Source organism: Polaribacter pacificus, from assembly GCF_038024035.1.
GTDB lineage: Bacteria > Bacteroidota > Bacteroidia > Flavobacteriales > Flavobacteriaceae > Polaribacter > Polaribacter pacificus.
Genome location: NZ_CP150664.1, coordinates 1,513,288 through 1,529,954 on the forward strand (window position 1 = coordinate 1,513,288; position 16,667 = coordinate 1,529,954).

Here is a 16,667-nt window from a genome sequence, read left to right on the forward strand (position 1 = left end):
AAAAAGCTAAATTTATATTTCTTAATTTTATGTTAATAATTAACATTAACTTAACATTGGGAAGTGTAAAAAGAGGGATTTTTGCATAACATTTAATAACGTAAAATTTAAAAATGAAAAATTTTAAAAATTTATTAGTAGTTGCATTGTTTTTTACAGTTGCTACAGTTTTTGGACAATCAAAAATCACTGGTAAAGTTGTTGACGAATCTGGTCAACCATTACCAAGTGCGAGTGTTCAAGTAAAAGGAACCTCAAATGGAACATCATCAGACTTTGATGGGAAATTTGTTTTAAACGCAAACACCGACTCTGGTGTCGTATTGATTTCGTTTATTGGATACCTAACTAAAGAAGTAGCATTTACTTCATCAAAAAGTAATTTAGGGACTATTCAATTAACTGAAGACTCTAACACTTTAGAGGAAGTTGTTATCCAAGGTGTAATTGATGTTGCCAAAGACAGAAAAACTCCTGTAGCGGTTTCAACGATTAAAGCAAATGAAATAGAAGAAAAATTAGGGTCTCAGGAATTTCCTGAAATTTTAAAATCTACTCCTTCTGTATACGCTACCAAATCTGGTGGTGGATTTGGAGATGCTAGAATTAATATTAGAGGATTTAGTCAAGAGAACATTGCTGTATTGATTAATGGTGTTCCAGTAAATGACATGGAAAATGGTTCTATTTATTGGTCTAACTGGGCTGGACTTTCTGATGTAACTTCTGCAATGCAAGTACAAAGAGGTTTAGGTTCTTCTAAATTGGCAATTTCGTCTGTTGGAGGTACTGTAAACGTTATTACAAAGACTTCTGAACAAAAACAAGGAGGAAATGTAACTGCTAGTTTTGGAAATGACGGATATATGAAATATTTGGCTTCTTATTCTACAGGTAAATTAGACAACGGATTATCTGCTTCTTTTTTATTAAGCAGAACTCAAGGAGATGGTTATGTTGATGGTACTAAATTTTTAGGACACAACTATTTTATTGGTCTTGGTTACACATTTAATGATGAGCACTCAATTGAGTTTACATTTACTGGTGCACCACAATGGCATCACCAACGTAGTTATGCTGAAAAACTATCATTATACCAACAGTTTGGAACTGCAGATGAACCTAGCAGAAAATTCAATCCAGCTTGGGGAATGTATAATGGAGAAGAATTTTCTTTAAGAAGAAACTTTTACCACAAACCAGTTATGTCTTTAAACTATGACTGGAAAATTTCTGACGATGCAAGTTTATCAACTGTTCTTTACGCTTCATGGGGACGTGGAGGTGGATCAGGTCCAATTGGAAATGTAAACGGTATCCGTGATTATGATTTTAGATTAAGAGATGCAGCTGGTCAAGTTCGTTTTGACGATATCGCAAAGTGGAATGCAGGTGGTACTGTAGCTGATTTTGGAGCAGATAGAGTTAGTACAGTTAATGATAGAAATAACGGTTTAACACGTAGAGCTTCTATGAACTCTCATAACTGGTATGGTCTTATTGCTAACTTCCATAAAGAAGCAAACGAAAACTTAAGCTGGGACTTAGGTATAGATGCAAGAACTTACCAAGGAATTCACTACAGAGTTGTTTCTAATCTTTTAGGAGCTACAGGATATACTGACAACAGAGATGTAAACAATCCTAACAGAAATATTACAAGTTTTGTAGATCCTTCTCCAAGTTTTAATCCTTGGGCTAATATTACCAATCAACAAAAAATTGAGTACTATAATGATGGTAACGTTCGTTGGTTAGGAGCTTTTGGACAAGTTGAATATTCTAAAGATAATATTTCTGCTTTTGTACAAGCTGGTGTTTCTCAACAAGCATTCCAAAGAGTTGATTATTTCAACTTGCTAGTTGGTAGTCAAAAATCAAGCTTTGAAAGCTTATTAGGAGGAAACATAAAAGGGGGAATGAACTGGAACATTAATGAAGAGCATAATGTTTTTGGAAATGCAGGTTACTATTCTAAACAACCTTTCTTTGACGCTGTTTACCCAAACTATAACAACAACGACATCAATACTGGGTTAACAAACGAAAAAATCGTAGGATTGGAGTTAGGTTATGGTTTTAGAAATGAAAACTACAATGTAAAAGTAAATGCATATAGAACTTCATGGAAAGACAGATACCAAAGATCAGGTGGTTCTGCACCAGGAAATTTTGTTGATTTCTCAGGAATTGAACAAGTTCACACTGGATTAGAATTTGAAGCAAATGCATATTATGGAAAATTCACTATTGATGGAATGCTTTCTTTAGGTAATTTCCAATATGTAGGTAATGTAACTGGTACAGAATATGACCAAAACAATAATGTTGTTGGAGCTAGTGGAACAACTTTTTATTTAGATGGAGTTAAAGTTGGTGATGCTGCTCAAACTACAGCAAGAATTGGAGTTACATATAGAGCTACAGATGACTTAAAATTTGATATTAGCAATTTTTACGCAACAAATTTATACCCAACAATTAGCGCTTCTTCTTTTACCTCACAAGCTGATAATGATGCTGGATCTTTAAAACTTCCTAGTCATTCTTTATTAGATGCAGGAGTATCATACAAATTTAACTTTGGAGAAAAAGTTAATGCTCGTTTCAGACTTAACGTAAACAACGTTTTAGACACGAGATATATTTCTGATGGTTACACAAACATCCATGCAACTGCAGGTAGCACAACCTATGATGGTATAGATGTAAACAACAGAGTATACTTTGGTTACGGAAGAACTTGGAATGCTTCTTTTAAGTTTTCTTTCTAAGAAATTAAAACTATACATTTTTAAAACCACCTCTTTTGAGGTGGTTTTTTTATGACTAAAATTCTGTATATTTACTCCTTTAAAAAATAAAACCAAGATCATGAAAGAAATACATTCTTATTGGGCCTATTTAGTGGTGCTTTTTTTAGCCTTCGCAGTTATTAATGCACTCTTAGCACTTCAAAAAAAAAGAGCCTTTACCGATAAAGATTTACGCATAGGTTTGTTTACCTTAATCGTATCACATATTCAATTATTAATCGGATTGGGTTGGTATTTTATGAGTCCTTGGTACAAAGCAATGAAAGCTGATAGCACTGCTGTAATGGGTAACTCAGAAAGTAGATTGTTAGCTCTAGAGCATCCTCTAATGATGATCATAGCTATTGTCTTAATTACTATTGGTTGGTCTAAACACAAAAAGAAAACAACTGACACTGCTAAATTTAAAACCTTTGCCATTTTCTATGGCATCGCTTTCTTGTTGATATTAGCAAGAATTCCCTGGAATCAATGGTTTAAATAAGAACACTCACATCCTAAGTTTTTCTTAGGATTTTTTTAAATATAAAAATGAAAATTTTAAGTTATATAATATCTCCAATATTTATCCTTGTCTTTTTTCTGTTGTTAGTGATTTTTCACCCGCTACAATGGATAAGCTTAAATGTTTTTGGCCATAAAGCACATGATAAAGTTGTGGCAGCACTAAACTTTTTTTTGGTTAAGTCTTTACTAATCTTGGGGATTCCTATCCGATTGATCAACAAACACACATTACCAGAAGATACCAGCTTAATATTTGTATCAAACCACCAAAGTACTTTTGACATCCCTCCAATTGGTTGGTTTTTTAGAAAGCATCACCCAAAATTTGTTGCCAAAATCGAGTTGGGTAAAGGCATACCAAGTGTTTCATACAATTTAAGACACGGAGGCGCGGCTCTTATCAACAGGAAAGATGCAAAACAAGCACTTACTGAGCTTGGACGATTTTCTAAAAGAATCCGCGAAAAAAAATGGGGGGCAATTATCTTCCCAGAAGGTACCAGAAGTAGAACGGGGAAGCCAAAGCCTTTTTCTACAAATGGATTAAAAATGATAACCAAATACAATCCTGACGGATATATTGTACCTTTGACCATTAACAATTCGTGGAAAGTATTTAAATATGGCAAATTTCCTTTGGGTTTAGGAAGTCCTATTAGCATTACTACACACAAACCTATAAAAATAGATTCATTACCGTTTGATGAATTAATGAAAGAAGTAGAAACAGCGGTCACCAATCATATCCAATAAATATGTCTGTACACAACATAAGAAAAGAGGTGATGTTAACCTTAGAAAAAAACATCGATACATTTGTAGATAAGTTTTTAATCACGCCTGAAAAAATTTGGCAGCCAACTGATTTTTTGCCTAATTCTCAAAAAGATAGCTTCATTGATGAAGTAAGAGAAATTCAAGAAATCTCGAAAGAATTGGATGACGACTTTTGGGTAGTTTTAGTAGGTGATACTATTACCGAAGAGGCTTTACCTACTTATGAGTCTTGGCTATTAGACCTTGATGGAGTTAGTCAACATCCAGATAACGGTTGGGCAAAATGGGTAAGAGCATGGACCTCAGAAGAAAATCGTCACGGTGATGTTTTAAATAAGTATTTGTATTTGTCTGGACGTGTAAACATGCGTGAGGTAGAAATTACCACCCAACATTTAATTGCTGATGGTTTTGACATCGGTACTGCATCTGATCCGTATAAGAATTTTGTTTACACTAGTTTTCAAGAACTTGCAACCTATATTTCTCATAATAACGTAGCAAAAATCGCCAAAAGCAAAGGGCACAAGGCCTTGGCTAAAATGTCTAAAATTATTGCTGGTGATGAAATGCGCCATCATATAGCCTATGCAGAGTTTGTTAAAGAAATCTTTAAAATAGATCCAAACGAAATGATGCTAGCTTTTCAACATATGATGAAGCATAAGATTGTCATGCCTGCAGTACACCTGAGAGAATCGTTTAACAACAAAGGAACCTTGTTTGATCAATTTTCTACTGTCGCACAACGCGTAGGGGTTTATACTGGTTTTGACTATGTAGACATCCTTAAAAAGCTAAATACCACTTGGGAAATTGACAAATTAACCAACCTAAGTCCTGAAGCAGAAAAAGCAAGAGATTATTTGTTAAAGCTTCCAGATCGTATGTATAGAATCACAGAAAGAATTGTGGTTCCAGATACCAAATATGATTTTAAATGGATGAATCCTATCGTTTAAAATAAACACAGATATAAAAAAGCCGTCAATCTAAGATTGACGGCTTTTTTATTATACAGTAATTAGTCTACTACAAAACTATCTCGATCATTTAAAAATCCTAATTTTTGTCGGGTAGCCATCATCGGTTCTTTTAAAAGTGTTGTGATAAGCACTGCTGCTTTATGCTCGCAAACCTCCGTTAAAGGAGATCCTAGATAATCTATAGCAATAGAATTTCCTGAATATTCATAGCCATTGGCATCAACTCCAATTCTATTGACCCCAACACAATAACTCATGTTTTCTATAGCTCTTGCTTTTAGTAAAGTGTTCCATGCATTTATTCTCGGAACGGGCCAATTGGCAACATAAATTAAGAGATCATAATCAACTGTATTACGAGCCCAAACCGGAAAGCGCAAATCATAACAAATAAGCGGGCAAATCCTCCAGCCTTTATAGTGTACCAACTGCCTTGAAACTCCAGGTGTGTATACCTTATCTTCTCCTGCCAAACTAAATCCGTGTTTTTTATCATAACTAGTTATTGCTCCAGTGGGCTCTACAAATAACAGTCGATTAAAAAACTGCTCCTGATCTTTAATAATAAGACTACCCATAACCGCCGCTGCCTTTTGCTTGGCTAGTTCCTGCATCCACTTAACAGTAGGTCCATCCATAGTTTCATACAGTTTTGTTGGCTCCATAGAAAACCCAGTAGTAAACATCTCTGGTAAGACAATTAAATCTACAGTATTAGGAAGCTCAGCAAGTTGAACTGTTAATTGGTTGCAATTCTCTTTGGGGGATTCCCAAAACAAATCGGTTTGCACTAAAGCAATCTGCAAGGTTAAACTCATAAAAATTATTTTTTAACAAAGTAAGTAAAAGAACTCGGCTTTTTGTACATTGTTTGTTCAAATTATCAGTTGGCAATCCATGCAATCATTCATTTCTGAAACCTTAGACGACATCCTAAAAAGTCAAAATACTTTTGAAAATAGTATTTTTATACTTCCATCACAAAGAGCTGGTGTCTTTTTAAAAAAAGCCATTCAGGATAAAATAAGCAGTGGTTTTTTGCCAGAAATTTTAAATATTGAAACCTTTATTTCACGTGTTTCTCATATCAACAAGGTCGAAGCAGTTCCTTTACTTTTTCATTTTTACCACTGCTATCAGAAGAAGACAGCAAAACCAGAGTCTTTTGATATATTTGCTTCTTGGGCGGTTACTGCACTTCAAGATTTTAATGAAATTGATCAACACTTAGTTGACCCAAAAGGTATTTTTAATTACTTAAAAGACATCCAACGCATTAAAAATTGGGATCTTAAAACTCCTATGCAAAGTACTCCTCTAATGAAAAGTCATTTTTCTTTTATGGAAAAACTTGGAGAATATTATACAGAATTGTACCAATATTTACTAGAGAAAAATTGGGGTTATCAAGGATTAATGTACAGAGAGGCTGCTAAAAAAATCGATTCCTTTTGTAAAATGAATCCAGAAAAAAAATTGATTTTTTTAGGCTTTAATGCCTTAAACAAAGCAGAAGAATTGATTTTTCAAACCGTCTTGGCTACAGAACAGGCAAAGGTCTATTGGGATATTGATAGCGCTTTTTTAAAGGATAAACATCAGGCAGGGCATTTTATTAGACAGTACAAAAAGAGCTGGAAATATTATGAAAAGAATGAACTAAAAACTGTTACAAATTCTTTTGATACTCCAAAAAATATTCAAGTAATTGGGGCTTCAAAAAATAGCAGTCAATTTAAATATATTGGCGAACTCTTAGATTCTTTTGAATCTTTTCAGAAAACAGCAGTCGTCTTAGCTGATGAAAGCCTATTGCCCCTGGCACTGAACGCATTGCCAAAAAAGATAGAAGGCATTAATATTACCATGGGATATCCTTTAAAAGACCTGCCCTCTACCCTTTTATTTTCATTGATTTTTAAGGTGTTTTTATCCCAAGAAAGCTTACAAAAGAAAGTATCAAATGGATTCTATTACAAAGATGTCATCGACCTTTTAAAACACCCATTGCTTTTTAATACCTTAAATATTCCTAGTGGAAATCTTAGTTTAGTCATTGCCACTCGCATTGCAAAAAATAATGAGGTTTTTATCAGTCAAGCATATATTGCTAATTGTCTAGACCCACTTGAGCCTAAGAAAAAAGAGATAATATTAGCTATTTTTGATCCACTAACAAGTATAGAACACTTTTTTGATCGCTTACTTTTACTTATTCAGTTTTTAAAAGAAGAGGTAAGTGCTATAGAAAAAGAATACTTATTTAGATATTATAAAATTTTTACACAATTACAAGAACTTCAGAGCAGCTATAAATATCTGCAAAGTTTAAAAGGTTTACAGCAGTTATTTAACCAGCTCATTGCTAGCGAAAGCCTGTCTTTTGAAGGTGAACCTTTAAAGGGTTTGCAATTAATGGGCATGTTAGAAACACGTGTTCTAGACTTTGAAAACCTAATCATTAGCTCAGTAAATGAAGGAGTCCTCCCTGCTGGAAACAAGCAAAACTCTTTTATTCCTTTTGATGTCAAAGTGGCTTATGGGCTTCCTACTTTTAAAGAAAAAGATGCAATTTTTTCTTACCATTTTTTTAGATTGTTACAGCGAGCAAAAAACATCTTCCTACTCTATAATTCAGAAAGTGATAGCTTTGGAGCTGGAGAAAAAAGTAGGTTTATAGCACAACTAAATCAATTAAAACCAGCCCTAACTACTGTTCAGATAAGTCCAGAGGTACGAACAGAAAAGACGAATTTAAAACGCATAGAAAAATCAGAATTTGTGATGGCTAAGCTTAAAGAGCTAGCAAAAAAGGGTATTTCGCCATCATCACTAACTAGTTACCTTAGAAACCCATTAGATTTTTATCAGCAAAAAGTACTTGCTATTAAAGAGCTAGACGCGGTAGAAGAAACGGTGGCTGCAAACACCCTTGGAACGATAGTCCACGAAACGCTTGAAGCACTTTACAAACCTTATATTGGCAGTTTATTAAGCACTGACCATTTTAGTAGTATGGAGACAAAAATTGATGAGTCCATACATTTTTATTTTAAAAAACATTTTCATCAAAGTGCAGTTCTTACCGGAAAAAACAAGCTAATTTTTGAAGTTGCCAAACAATTTGTAAAACGATTTATCAAAAACGAAAAGAAACTAGTTGCTCAGGGAAATAAACTAAAAATCATTGCTACCGAACAAACTTTAGATACGACAATACAGGTAAAAGGCATTCCTTTCCCGATTAAACTACACGGAAATGTAGATCGAATAGATCAACTAAATGATGTTTTGAGAATTATTGATTACAAAACAGGAAAAGTAACGGCAAGCAATCTAAAAATCAGCGATGTATCGACTATTAACGATGACAAATATAGCAAGGCTATCCAGGTACTTCTCTACGCTTTTTTATACAGCAAGTCTCCAAACTACAACCCTGAAAAACCATTCGAAGCAGGGATTGTTTCTTTTAAAAATTTAAATGAAGGCTTTATAAAAGTAAATTTTGCAGAAGGTAGAAAACCAGCAGAGGTAATAATTACACCAGAAAAGTTAGCAGAATTTGTACATGCAATGGAAACTCTAATTTTAGAAATCTACAATCCAGAAATTCCTTTCGAAGAAAAATTGATAAAAAAAATGACCCCGTAGGGTCATTATTTTGTGGAGAAGATGGGATTCGAACCCACGACCTCTTGACTGCCAGTCAAGCACTCTAGCCAACTGAGCTACATCCCCAGCTATACTTATTTTTTCTTTTCGCCTAAGACCAATAATGGAATACTACAGTGAAATTCTTTTTTTAGGATGGTATTCTTCTCCCATAATTTTGTGAAAAACCCTCGCTTTCTTCTAAAAACACACAATAAATCAGGATTATTTGCCTGAAAATGTTCTAAAACACCTTGAAATGTAGTGGCATTTTCTGTAACAGTTAATGATGATTTTACAGCTTCTAGCTGGCTATCTAAAACCAAATCCTCATCTGAATACCCTGGAGTTTTAACCAACAATAAATTTACAACAGGATTAAAAGTTTTCATTAAAAACTGCAAAGGTTCTAAAACGTTTTTCTCTGTAACAACCCCAGACTTAAATGCTGTTAACACAGATTCAAAAGGTTTAAACACATAGCCTTCTGGAACAATTAAAGCGGGGATACTAGATTGTTTTACTACACTACCTGAAGTACCTCCTAAGAAAACTTCTTCTTTAATTGAGTTGCTCTTTGGTCCCATCACAATTAAATCGATTCCTATTTTTTTATCAACAGAAGTTATTGAATCTAATACATTACTATTGGCAGAAATCAATTTGATATCTAATCCCCTTCGGTTGGTTGAATTGATAACAGATTTTAAATACAAATTAGTTTCTCTTTCTAAAATTGCGTCTACATCAACCATCGTTCCAGCTTTAGAAAAGGCTTTATATGCCCTAAGCACATAGATATTAGCACCAATAGTGCTAGCAAAATCTATTGCATATTGAAGGGTATTGATGGAATTTTCACTAGAACCGATAGGAACAAGAATATTTTTCATGAATTGTTTTTTTTGAGAAAAGGAAATTACATAATTTTAATGAATTGCAAAAGTAATCAACCTAAATATAACATTTGTTAAAATTTAGTTGGTTTCAATGGCTTTTTTTACCCTATGAACAAAACCCCTATCGACTTTAAAAGTATCAACAAATTAGCGATACCAGCGCTCATTGCCGGTGTTGCAGAACCCTTATTGTCTATAACAGACACAGCCATTATTGGAAACATTGAATACAATGCTGTTGAATCTTTAGCAGCAGTTGGAATCGTTGGTGCCTTTATATCTATGCTGATTTGGGTTTTTGGACAAACTCGAAGTGCTATTTCTGCAATCGTATCTCAGTATTTAGGAGCTGATAAATTGGATGAAATAAAAAACCTACCCAGTCAGGCCATCTTAATTATCGTGCTTTTAAGCCTTATAATTCTAGGTATTAGTTATCCTTTTGCTAGCAGTATATTTCGTTTTTACAATGCTGATAACCTCATTTTACAGTACTGTATAGAGTATTACCAAATTAGAGTTTTTGGGTTTCCTTTTTCTTTGTTCACCTTTGCTATCTTTGGAGCTTTTAGAGGTTTACAAAACACCTACTATCCAATGATCGTTGCCATTATTGGAGCTTTGCTAAACATTGTTTTGGACATTATTTTAGTTTATGGAATTGAAGGCTGGATCCCCGCCATGGATATTAAAGGAGCTGCCTACGCCAGTGTGTTTGCCCAAATAGTAATGGCTGTAATTTCTGCTATTTTACTCGTAAAAAAAACAAGCATTCCTTTGCGTGTGAGCTTACCTTTTCATCCAGAAATAAAAAGACTTCTTTATATGATTTGGAACCTTTTTATTAGAACCCTTGCGCTGAACACTGCTTTGTATTTTGGTACAGCTTATGCAACAGGATATGGCAAAGAATACATAGCAGCCTATACAATCGGGTTAAATTTGTGGTTGTTAGGCGCCTTTATGATTGATGGCTACTCGAGTGCTGGAAACATCCTTTCCGGAAAATTATATGGGCAAAAATCATACAACAGCTTGTGGCTACTCAATAAGAAACTACTGCGTTACGCAGCAATTCTCGGTCTTATTTTTATAGTGATGGGAAGTGTGTTTTACAACCAAATTGGATTAATTTTCACAAAAGACCCTCTAGTATTAAAAGAATTTTATACTGTTTTTTGGGTTATTCTACTCATGCAACCACTCTGTGCTATGACCTTTATTTTTGATGGAACTTTTAAAGGTTTGGGACAAATGAAATACCTTAGAAATGTACTGCTTATTGCAACTGGTTTTGGGTTTATCCCTACCTTATTATTTTTTGATTGGCTTGACTGGAAACTCTACGCTATTTGGATTGCATTTACCGTTTGGATCTTTTTTAGAGGAATCTTTTTATATTTTAAATTTAGAAGAATGTTTTTACCCCTAATTCAAAAGCCTTAAATTTGACCAAAGATTAATCCATGAGCACAACCAATAGAATCGAAGGGAGTTTGTATACTCGTATTCAAAATAAGGTGGCAACCCTAGAGTTTGGGCACCCTGCAAGCAATTCATTTCCAAGTGGTTTATTGGCCAGATTGACGGCAGAAATTAACCTGCTTTCTAAGAACGAAGAAGTAGCGGTAATTGTCTTAAAATCTGAAGGAGAAAAAGCCTTTTGTGCTGGTGCTTCTTTTGATGAATTAGTGGCCATTACTAATTTAGAAGATGGGCAAAAATTCTTTGCTGGTTTTGCAAATGTTATCAATGCCATGAGAACCTGCTCAAAATTAATTATTGGTGCTGTACAAGGAAAAACTGTTGGTGGAGGTGTAGGGCTTGCAGCTGCCTGTGATTATACCTTGGCCACTGAAGCAGCAGCAATTAAATTGTCTGAACTTAGCATCGGTATTGGCCCCTTTGTAATTGCTCCTGCAGTAGAAAGAAAAATGGGTTTGGCTGGTTTAACAGAGCTAAGTCTTGCAGCTACCGAATGGAAAAATGCTTATTGGGCCAAAGAAAAAGGTTTGTATGCTAAGGTTTTTGAAACTCAAGAAGAGCTCTATAAAGAAGTAGACATCCTTAGCCAACAATTGGCCAACTATAATTTAGAAGCCTTAGCTGAAATGAAAAAAATCTTATGGAAAAACACAGAAAATTGGGATACGTTATTAATAGAGCGAGCACAAATTTCTGGCAAATTGGTTTTATCCGATTTTACAAAAAAAGCATTGGCAAAATTTAAAAAATAACAACTCACAAAAACATTAAATATGGGTCCAGATTATTTATTTTTAGGATTGGCTGTGGTTTTAGCAATCATGTATTTTTACAATAAATTTAAAGCAAAAAAATAAGCTTATGGGTACTATCCGAATCACCAAGCAGTTTAACTTTGAAACAGGTCATGCCCTTTATGGCTACGACGGAAAGTGTAAAAATGTCCACGGGCACAGTTATAAGCTATCTGTTACTGTTATTGGGAAACCCATTTCAGACTCCACCCAAGTAAAATATGGTATGGTGATTGATTTTACAGACCTAAAAAAAATTGTAAAAGAAGAAATTGTCGATGTGTTTGATCATGCAACAGTCTTTAATAAAAACACACCTCATATAGAGTTGGCAAAAGAATTACAAGACAGAGATCATCATGTAATTTTGGTTGATTATCAACCCACCAGCGAAATGATGGTGATTGATTTTGCTAAAAAAATCAAGGGACGCCTACCTCAAAACATTCAATTGTTTTCTGTAAGACTTCAAGAGACAGAAACCAGCTTTGCAGAATGGTATGCTTCTGACAATCAGTAATTTAGAAAACAATTATTTTAAATATTATCGCCTTTTCCGTTAAAGGTGTTCATGGTATTGGCTAAACCTGCGGTACCAAAAGATAAAATGGCTTTACAAGAGGCAGGAATTCGTTCTATTAACATGCTTGTTTCTTCTTTATCCCATTGACTAAGGACAAAATCAACCTGACGCCCTCTAGAATAATTAGCTCCGACACCAAAACGAAATCGTGGATAGTTTGTTGTATTTAATTTTTCTTGAATATCTTTTAAACCATTGTGTCCTCCAGCACTTCCTTTTGCTTTAATTCTGATGGTTCCAAAATCAATATTTAAATCATCCGTAACCACAAGTAGTTGTTCTATGGCTATCCTTTCTTGATCCATCCAATACTTAACAGCCTTACCACTTAAGTTCATATAAGTGCTTGGTTTTAACAAGATAAAAGTTCTTCCTTTAAAACGAAACTCTGCCCGATCTCCTAACTTTTCAGTAACAAAATCAGCACCTTCATCTTTGGCAAGTGCATCTAATATTTGAAAACCAATATTGTGTCTTGTATTGGTATACTTTTCACCAATATTACCTAAACCAACAATTAAAAATTTTTTCATTAAGTCTTTCCTTAGTCTATTGCAAAAATAAAAAAAAGCGTTACATAACTGTAACGCTTTTTGCTATTATAAATAGAATGAATTTTATTCTTCTTCTGTTTCAGCAGCTACTTTAGTTGCGTTACGAGACATTCTTACTTGAGCAACCACAGTATTTTCTGGATGCATAATTGTGTATTTGTCATTCTGTAAAGAACGAACAACCAATTTGTTTCCAATTTGTAATTCTGTGATGTCTGCTTCAATAACATCTGGTAAGTTAGCTGGTAAAGCTTTTACTTTTAATTTACGTAAGTTGTGACGTAATGCACCTCCAGTAGCAACACCTTTCGATTTTCCAACTAATTTTACTGGAATGTTCATCGAAATTTCTTTGTCCTCAAACAATTGATAAAAATCTACGTGTAAGATTTTATCTGTTACAGGGTGAAACTGAATGTCTTGTAATGTAGTGATGATTTTCTCTCCTCCTAATTCAATCGTTGCTGTATAAACGTTTGGAGTGTACACTAATTTTTTAAATGCTAATTCTTCTGCTGAAAAATGCATAGGCTTGTCTCCTCCGTATATAACGCAAGGTACCTGACCAGCATTACGTAAGGCTTTAGTAGCTACTTTACCCACGCTTTCTCTTTGAGATCCTTTGATTGTAATTGACTTCATTACTTGTTTTAATTATGGTTATTTATTTACATTAAAAATTGTCCACTAATGGATGTGTTGGACTGAACCTTGTGCATCACATCAGCGAATAAAGGGGCGCAAGATACAACTTTTATTTTAGAACTTTCTCTTTTTAAAGGAATTGTATCAGAAACAATTAACTCAACCAAGCTAGAGTTTTCTATACGCTCAATTGCGGTCCCAGATAAGATTGGATGTGTACAAATTGCACGGACACTTAAAGCACCTTTCTCCATCATTAAATCTGCCGCTTTTGTAAGAGTTCCTCCTGTATCTATCATATCATCAACCAAGATAACATGTTTTCCTGTTACTTCGCCGATGAGCTCCATATGAGAAATGACATTCGCTTTTTTACGTTGCTTATAACAAATCACTACATCACAATCTAAGTACTTAGAGTATGCATAGGCTCTTTTAGACCCACCCATATCTGGCGATGCAATCATTAGGTTATCTAACTTTAACGATTTTACATACGGCAAAAAGATGGTTGAAGCGAATAAATGATCCACTGGCTTTTCAAAAAATCCTTGAATTTGATCTGCATGCAGATCCATGGTCATGATTCTTGTAGCTCCTGCAGCTTGTAATAAATTAGCAACCAATTTTGCACCAATAGCAACTCTTGGTTTGTCTTTTCTGTCTTGTCTTGCCCATCCAAAATAAGGCATTACAGCTGTTACGTGTCTTGCTGATGCTCTTTTAGCAGCATCAATCATTAACAACATTTCCATTAAATTATCTGCTGTTGGAAACGTAGAACCAATAATAAAAATTCTTCTTCCTCTAATTGATTCTTCAAATGCAGGTTGAAATTCTCCGTCGCTAAAATGAGTTACTGTAACCTCCCCTAGTGGACTTCCGTATTCTTTGGCAATTTTCTCAGCCAATTCTACACTTTGTGAGCAAGCAAAAATTTTTGGTTCAAGTTGATTTGTAGGCATTTAGTTGGGTTTTGTTATTAGTTTGTGTGTTGTGAATGACAAAAATAAAAATATTTAGTGAGATGAGTGTTTTTTATGCTGATAAACTAAAAATATTTTTTAAATTTGCAGTCCAATTTAAGAATTGCTCGAGTGGCGGAATTGGTAGACGCGCTGGATTCAAAATCCAGTTCTTTCGGGAGTGTGGGTTCGATTCCCACCTCGAGTACAAAAAAACCTGACAATTAGTTAATTGTCAGGTTTTTTTATCTACTATAATAGTATGCTATATATTATTTTTATCAAATAAATCGATTAATTTAGAGTCAGATGGCTTTGGTGCATTAGCCGAAACCACCTTACCTCTTGTATCTAATAATATAAATCTTGGAATGGTATTAACCCTAAAAACCTTTTTAATAATATTGTGAGCAACACTATCTGCATATAGTTGTGTGCCTTTAAGTGATTTATCTTTAACAAATTTTTTCCACTTCTCTTTATCTTTTTCAGAATCAACAGACACACTGACAAAGCGTATATTCTTGCCGTGATATGCTTTTTCAACCTTTTGAAGATATGGGATCTCTTTTATACAAGGACCACACCAAGTAGCCCATAAATCTATATACACATATTGATTCTGAAGATCATTCAACGCCACCTTACCTCCATTGGTATCTTCAAATAAAATGTTAGGCACTTGACTTCCCTCTAACATACCTTCTGAATCTTTATACTTTATTCTTACAGCTTTAGCCATTTCTGGGTAAGGACTATTACTATCAAAATGATCATATACTTTTTTCGAAAAATCACCTGGTAAAGCATAGGCCATGTATTCATATCTATTCTTTTCAGATAGCTCAGTTTCTAACCAATCGTAAAATTCAGGGATTTCTTTATTTGAAGATTTCTCAAAATCATACTTCTTTTTTAAGTAGGTTCTTAAATTATAAAAATAACCAGTACCGTGCTTACTTATACTTCCGTCTAATTTAACTGTTTCTAAAAAATTATAATAATCTTCTGGAAGAACTGTTTCTTCTTTATTAGTATAACTAGCATGCATTGCTGGATAATTAATTTTTGAACCAACATTTGTTGCCTTATAATCTGCTTTATAAAAAGCAATTAAATCATCACTTAACTTATGAGAACTCGAAAAGTCATCTAAAAATGCTAATTTATTCTGATATAACTCATCAGCTATTTGCTTATACTCATCAGGCCCTCTGTTTACCAAATTATAATAGTTCCTTAAAAATTTACTTTTATAATTGTTAAAACGATACTCTTCTTGATTTACAAATATACTTTGAGCTGCATTTTCTCCCGTAAAATTATATGTGTTTTTTATATCATTTACATCAACAGTTAAGTGTAAACTATCTCCAGGTTGTAAATAAAGATAAATCATTCTAAAATCGTAAGTCTCCGTTTTCATTATTGTGTCTTTATTCTTAACAGTTTTAAGCTGAAACACTTCAGTTATTGGAACCTTACCAAAGGAAAACCACCCTTTTAAAGCTGCTGTTTTTTCCATTTTCATTTTAAAAGAACCGTCACTATCAAATTTAACTTCTTGGCGAGCAAGGTCTTTTAAAAAATCATATTCATAATAGGAAAAAACAATTGTAGTATCCTTCAGGTTTTCAACTTTTCCAGTCACCACTATTTTAGTATCATCTTTATCTACCGATTTATTATCACAAGAAATAAATAATTGTAATACTGAAAAAATAGCTGTAAAATATTTTATTTTATTTTTCATTCTAAGTTAGTTATTAGGATTATAAGAACTTGTCTACTCTTTTTCTTTCTCTAAGCTTTACACTCATCTTATTTAATTTTGTCTGTAACAGACAGTAACAAAAATAGGATAAAAAAACTACAAAAAATAAACAACAAGATAGCGCTGGATTCAAAATCCAGTTCTTTCGGGAGTGTGGGTTCGATTCCCACCTCGAGTACTAAAAACCTCAACATTCTGTTGAGGTTTTTTACTTTAATACCCACC

The 16,667-nt window shown here is 33.9% G+C and carries 14 protein-coding genes and 2 tRNA genes; 9 read left to right on the top strand and 7 right to left on the bottom strand.

Annotated features, from left to right (window positions below; genetic code table 11):
- Positions 1 to 113: 113 nt before the first annotated feature.
- The 4 genes from WHC90_RS06860 (at position 114) to WHC90_RS06875 (ending at position 5,065) form a co-directional block, all read left to right on the top strand.
- Positions 114 to 2,777 (top strand): TonB-dependent receptor, encoded by a 2,664-nt coding sequence (locus WHC90_RS06860; RefSeq protein WP_188597740.1) that lies wholly within the window; start codon positions 114 to 116, stop codon positions 2,775 to 2,777.
- Positions 2,778 to 2,877: 100 nt separating this feature from the next.
- A complete protein-coding gene (locus WHC90_RS06865) occupies positions 2,878 to 3,303 on the top strand; it encodes a hypothetical protein (protein ID WP_188597741.1) in 426 nt (141 codons plus the stop codon).
- Between the two features lie 47 nt (positions 3,304 to 3,350).
- A complete protein-coding gene (locus WHC90_RS06870; RefSeq protein WP_188597742.1) occupies positions 3,351 to 4,079 on the top strand; it encodes a lysophospholipid acyltransferase family protein in 729 nt (242 codons plus the stop codon).
- A gap of 2 nt (positions 4,080 to 4,081) precedes the next feature.
- Positions 4,082 to 5,065: an acyl-ACP desaturase gene (locus WHC90_RS06875; RefSeq protein WP_188597743.1), complete on the top strand. Its 984-nt coding sequence runs from the start codon at positions 4,082 to 4,084 to the stop codon at positions 5,063 to 5,065.
- A 62-nt stretch (positions 5,066 to 5,127) separates the two neighbouring features.
- On the opposite strand, the gene WHC90_RS06880 is transcribed toward WHC90_RS06875, so the two are convergent.
- Positions 5,128 to 5,907, bottom strand: a complete 780-nt coding sequence (locus WHC90_RS06880) for an amidohydrolase (protein ID WP_188597744.1) — start codon at positions 5,905 to 5,907, stop codon at positions 5,128 to 5,130.
- Positions 5,908 to 5,986: 79 nt separating this feature from the next.
- Here WHC90_RS06880 and WHC90_RS06885 point away from each other — a divergent pair, with 79 nt between their 5' ends.
- On the top strand, positions 5,987 to 8,743 hold the full coding sequence (locus WHC90_RS06885) for a PD-(D/E)XK nuclease family protein (protein WP_188597745.1): 2,757 nt from the start codon (positions 5,987 to 5,989) through the stop codon (positions 8,741 to 8,743).
- A 13-nt stretch (positions 8,744 to 8,756) separates the two neighbouring features.
- Here WHC90_RS06885 and WHC90_RS06890 read toward each other — a convergent pair.
- Together WHC90_RS06890 and WHC90_RS06895 are read right to left on the bottom strand one after the other, a co-directional pair.
- A tRNA-Ala gene (locus tag WHC90_RS06890) sits at positions 8,757 to 8,830 on the bottom strand.
- A gap of 8 nt (positions 8,831 to 8,838) precedes the next feature.
- On the bottom strand, positions 8,839 to 9,636 hold the full coding sequence (locus tag WHC90_RS06895) for a universal stress protein (protein ID WP_188597746.1): 798 nt from the start codon (positions 9,634 to 9,636) through the stop codon (positions 8,839 to 8,841).
- A 114-nt stretch (positions 9,637 to 9,750) separates the two neighbouring features.
- Between WHC90_RS06895 and WHC90_RS06900 the strand changes: the two genes are divergently transcribed.
- The 3 genes from WHC90_RS06900 to WHC90_RS06910 all read left to right on the top strand — a co-directional run bounded on the left by WHC90_RS06900 (position 9,751) and on the right by WHC90_RS06910 (position 12,441).
- On the top strand, positions 9,751 to 11,088 hold the full coding sequence (locus tag WHC90_RS06900; protein WP_188597747.1) for an MATE family efflux transporter: 1,338 nt from the start codon (positions 9,751 to 9,753) through the stop codon (positions 11,086 to 11,088).
- 20 nt (positions 11,089 to 11,108) lie between these two features.
- Entirely contained in the window at positions 11,109 to 11,879 is a 771-nt protein-coding gene (locus WHC90_RS06905) for an enoyl-CoA hydratase/isomerase family protein (protein WP_188597748.1), read from the top strand.
- Between the two features lie 109 nt (positions 11,880 to 11,988).
- Positions 11,989 to 12,441 (top strand): 6-pyruvoyl trahydropterin synthase family protein, encoded by a 453-nt coding sequence (locus tag WHC90_RS06910; RefSeq protein WP_188597749.1) that lies wholly within the window; start codon positions 11,989 to 11,991, stop codon positions 12,439 to 12,441.
- Positions 12,442 to 12,458: 17 nt separating this feature from the next.
- On the opposite strand, the gene pth is transcribed toward WHC90_RS06910, so the two are convergent.
- The 3 genes from pth to WHC90_RS06925 all read right to left on the bottom strand — a co-directional run bounded on the left by pth (position 12,459) and on the right by WHC90_RS06925 (position 14,668).
- Positions 12,459 to 13,037 (bottom strand): aminoacyl-tRNA hydrolase, encoded by a 579-nt coding sequence (gene pth / locus WHC90_RS06915; RefSeq protein ID WP_188597750.1) that lies wholly within the window; start codon positions 13,035 to 13,037, stop codon positions 12,459 to 12,461.
- An 84-nt stretch (positions 13,038 to 13,121) separates the two neighbouring features.
- Complete coding sequence (locus WHC90_RS06920; protein ID WP_188597751.1) at positions 13,122 to 13,700, bottom strand: 50S ribosomal protein L25/general stress protein Ctc; 579 nt, start codon at positions 13,698 to 13,700, stop codon at positions 13,122 to 13,124.
- Between the two features lie 26 nt (positions 13,701 to 13,726).
- Entirely contained in the window at positions 13,727 to 14,668 is a 942-nt protein-coding gene (locus tag WHC90_RS06925; RefSeq protein WP_188597752.1) for a ribose-phosphate pyrophosphokinase, read from the bottom strand.
- Between the two features lie 126 nt (positions 14,669 to 14,794).
- Here WHC90_RS06925 and WHC90_RS06930 point away from each other — a divergent pair.
- Positions 14,795 to 14,876 (top strand) — tRNA-Leu (locus WHC90_RS06930).
- A gap of 57 nt (positions 14,877 to 14,933) precedes the next feature.
- Here the strand turns inward: WHC90_RS06930 and WHC90_RS06935 are convergent.
- Complete coding sequence (locus WHC90_RS06935; RefSeq protein ID WP_188597753.1) at positions 14,934 to 16,421, bottom strand: TlpA family protein disulfide reductase; 1,488 nt, start codon at positions 16,419 to 16,421, stop codon at positions 14,934 to 14,936.
- Between the last annotated feature and the right edge of the window lie 246 nt (positions 16,422 to 16,667).

Bases quoted from the DNA above. Each gene is read 5' to 3' on its own strand.
- WHC90_RS06860 (WP_188597740.1), top strand. From the start codon at position 114: ATGAAAAATTTTAAAAATTTATTAGTAGTTGCATTGTTTTTTACAGTT.
- WHC90_RS06905 (WP_188597748.1), top strand. From the start codon at position 11,109: ATGAGCACAACCAATAGAATCGAAGGGAGTTTGTATACTCGTATTCAA.
- pth (WP_188597750.1), bottom strand. From the start codon at position 13,037: ATGAAAAAATTTTTAATTGTTGGTTTAGGTAATATTGGTGAAAAGTAT.
- WHC90_RS06865 (WP_188597741.1), top strand. From the start codon at position 2,878: ATGAAAGAAATACATTCTTATTGGGCCTATTTAGTGGTGCTTTTTTTA.
- WHC90_RS06870 (WP_188597742.1), top strand. From the start codon at position 3,351: ATGAAAATTTTAAGTTATATAATATCTCCAATATTTATCCTTGTCTTT.
- WHC90_RS06875 (WP_188597743.1), top strand. From the start codon at position 4,082: ATGTCTGTACACAACATAAGAAAAGAGGTGATGTTAACCTTAGAAAAA.
- WHC90_RS06910 (WP_188597749.1), top strand. From the start codon at position 11,989: ATGGGTACTATCCGAATCACCAAGCAGTTTAACTTTGAAACAGGTCAT.
- WHC90_RS06900 (WP_188597747.1), top strand. From the start codon at position 9,751: ATGAACAAAACCCCTATCGACTTTAAAAGTATCAACAAATTAGCGATA.
- WHC90_RS06880 (WP_188597744.1), bottom strand. From the start codon at position 5,907: ATGAGTTTAACCTTGCAGATTGCTTTAGTGCAAACCGATTTGTTTTGG.
- WHC90_RS06925 (WP_188597752.1), bottom strand. From the start codon at position 14,668: ATGCCTACAAATCAACTTGAACCAAAAATTTTTGCTTGCTCACAAAGT.
- WHC90_RS06935 (WP_188597753.1), bottom strand. From the start codon at position 16,421: ATGAAAAATAAAATAAAATATTTTACAGCTATTTTTTCAGTATTACAA.
- WHC90_RS06895 (WP_188597746.1), bottom strand. From the start codon at position 9,636: ATGAAAAATATTCTTGTTCCTATCGGTTCTAGTGAAAATTCCATCAAT.
- WHC90_RS06920 (WP_188597751.1), bottom strand. From the start codon at position 13,700: ATGAAGTCAATTACAATCAAAGGATCTCAAAGAGAAAGCGTGGGTAAA.
- WHC90_RS06885 (WP_188597745.1), top strand. From the start codon at position 5,987: ATGCAATCATTCATTTCTGAAACCTTAGACGACATCCTAAAAAGTCAA.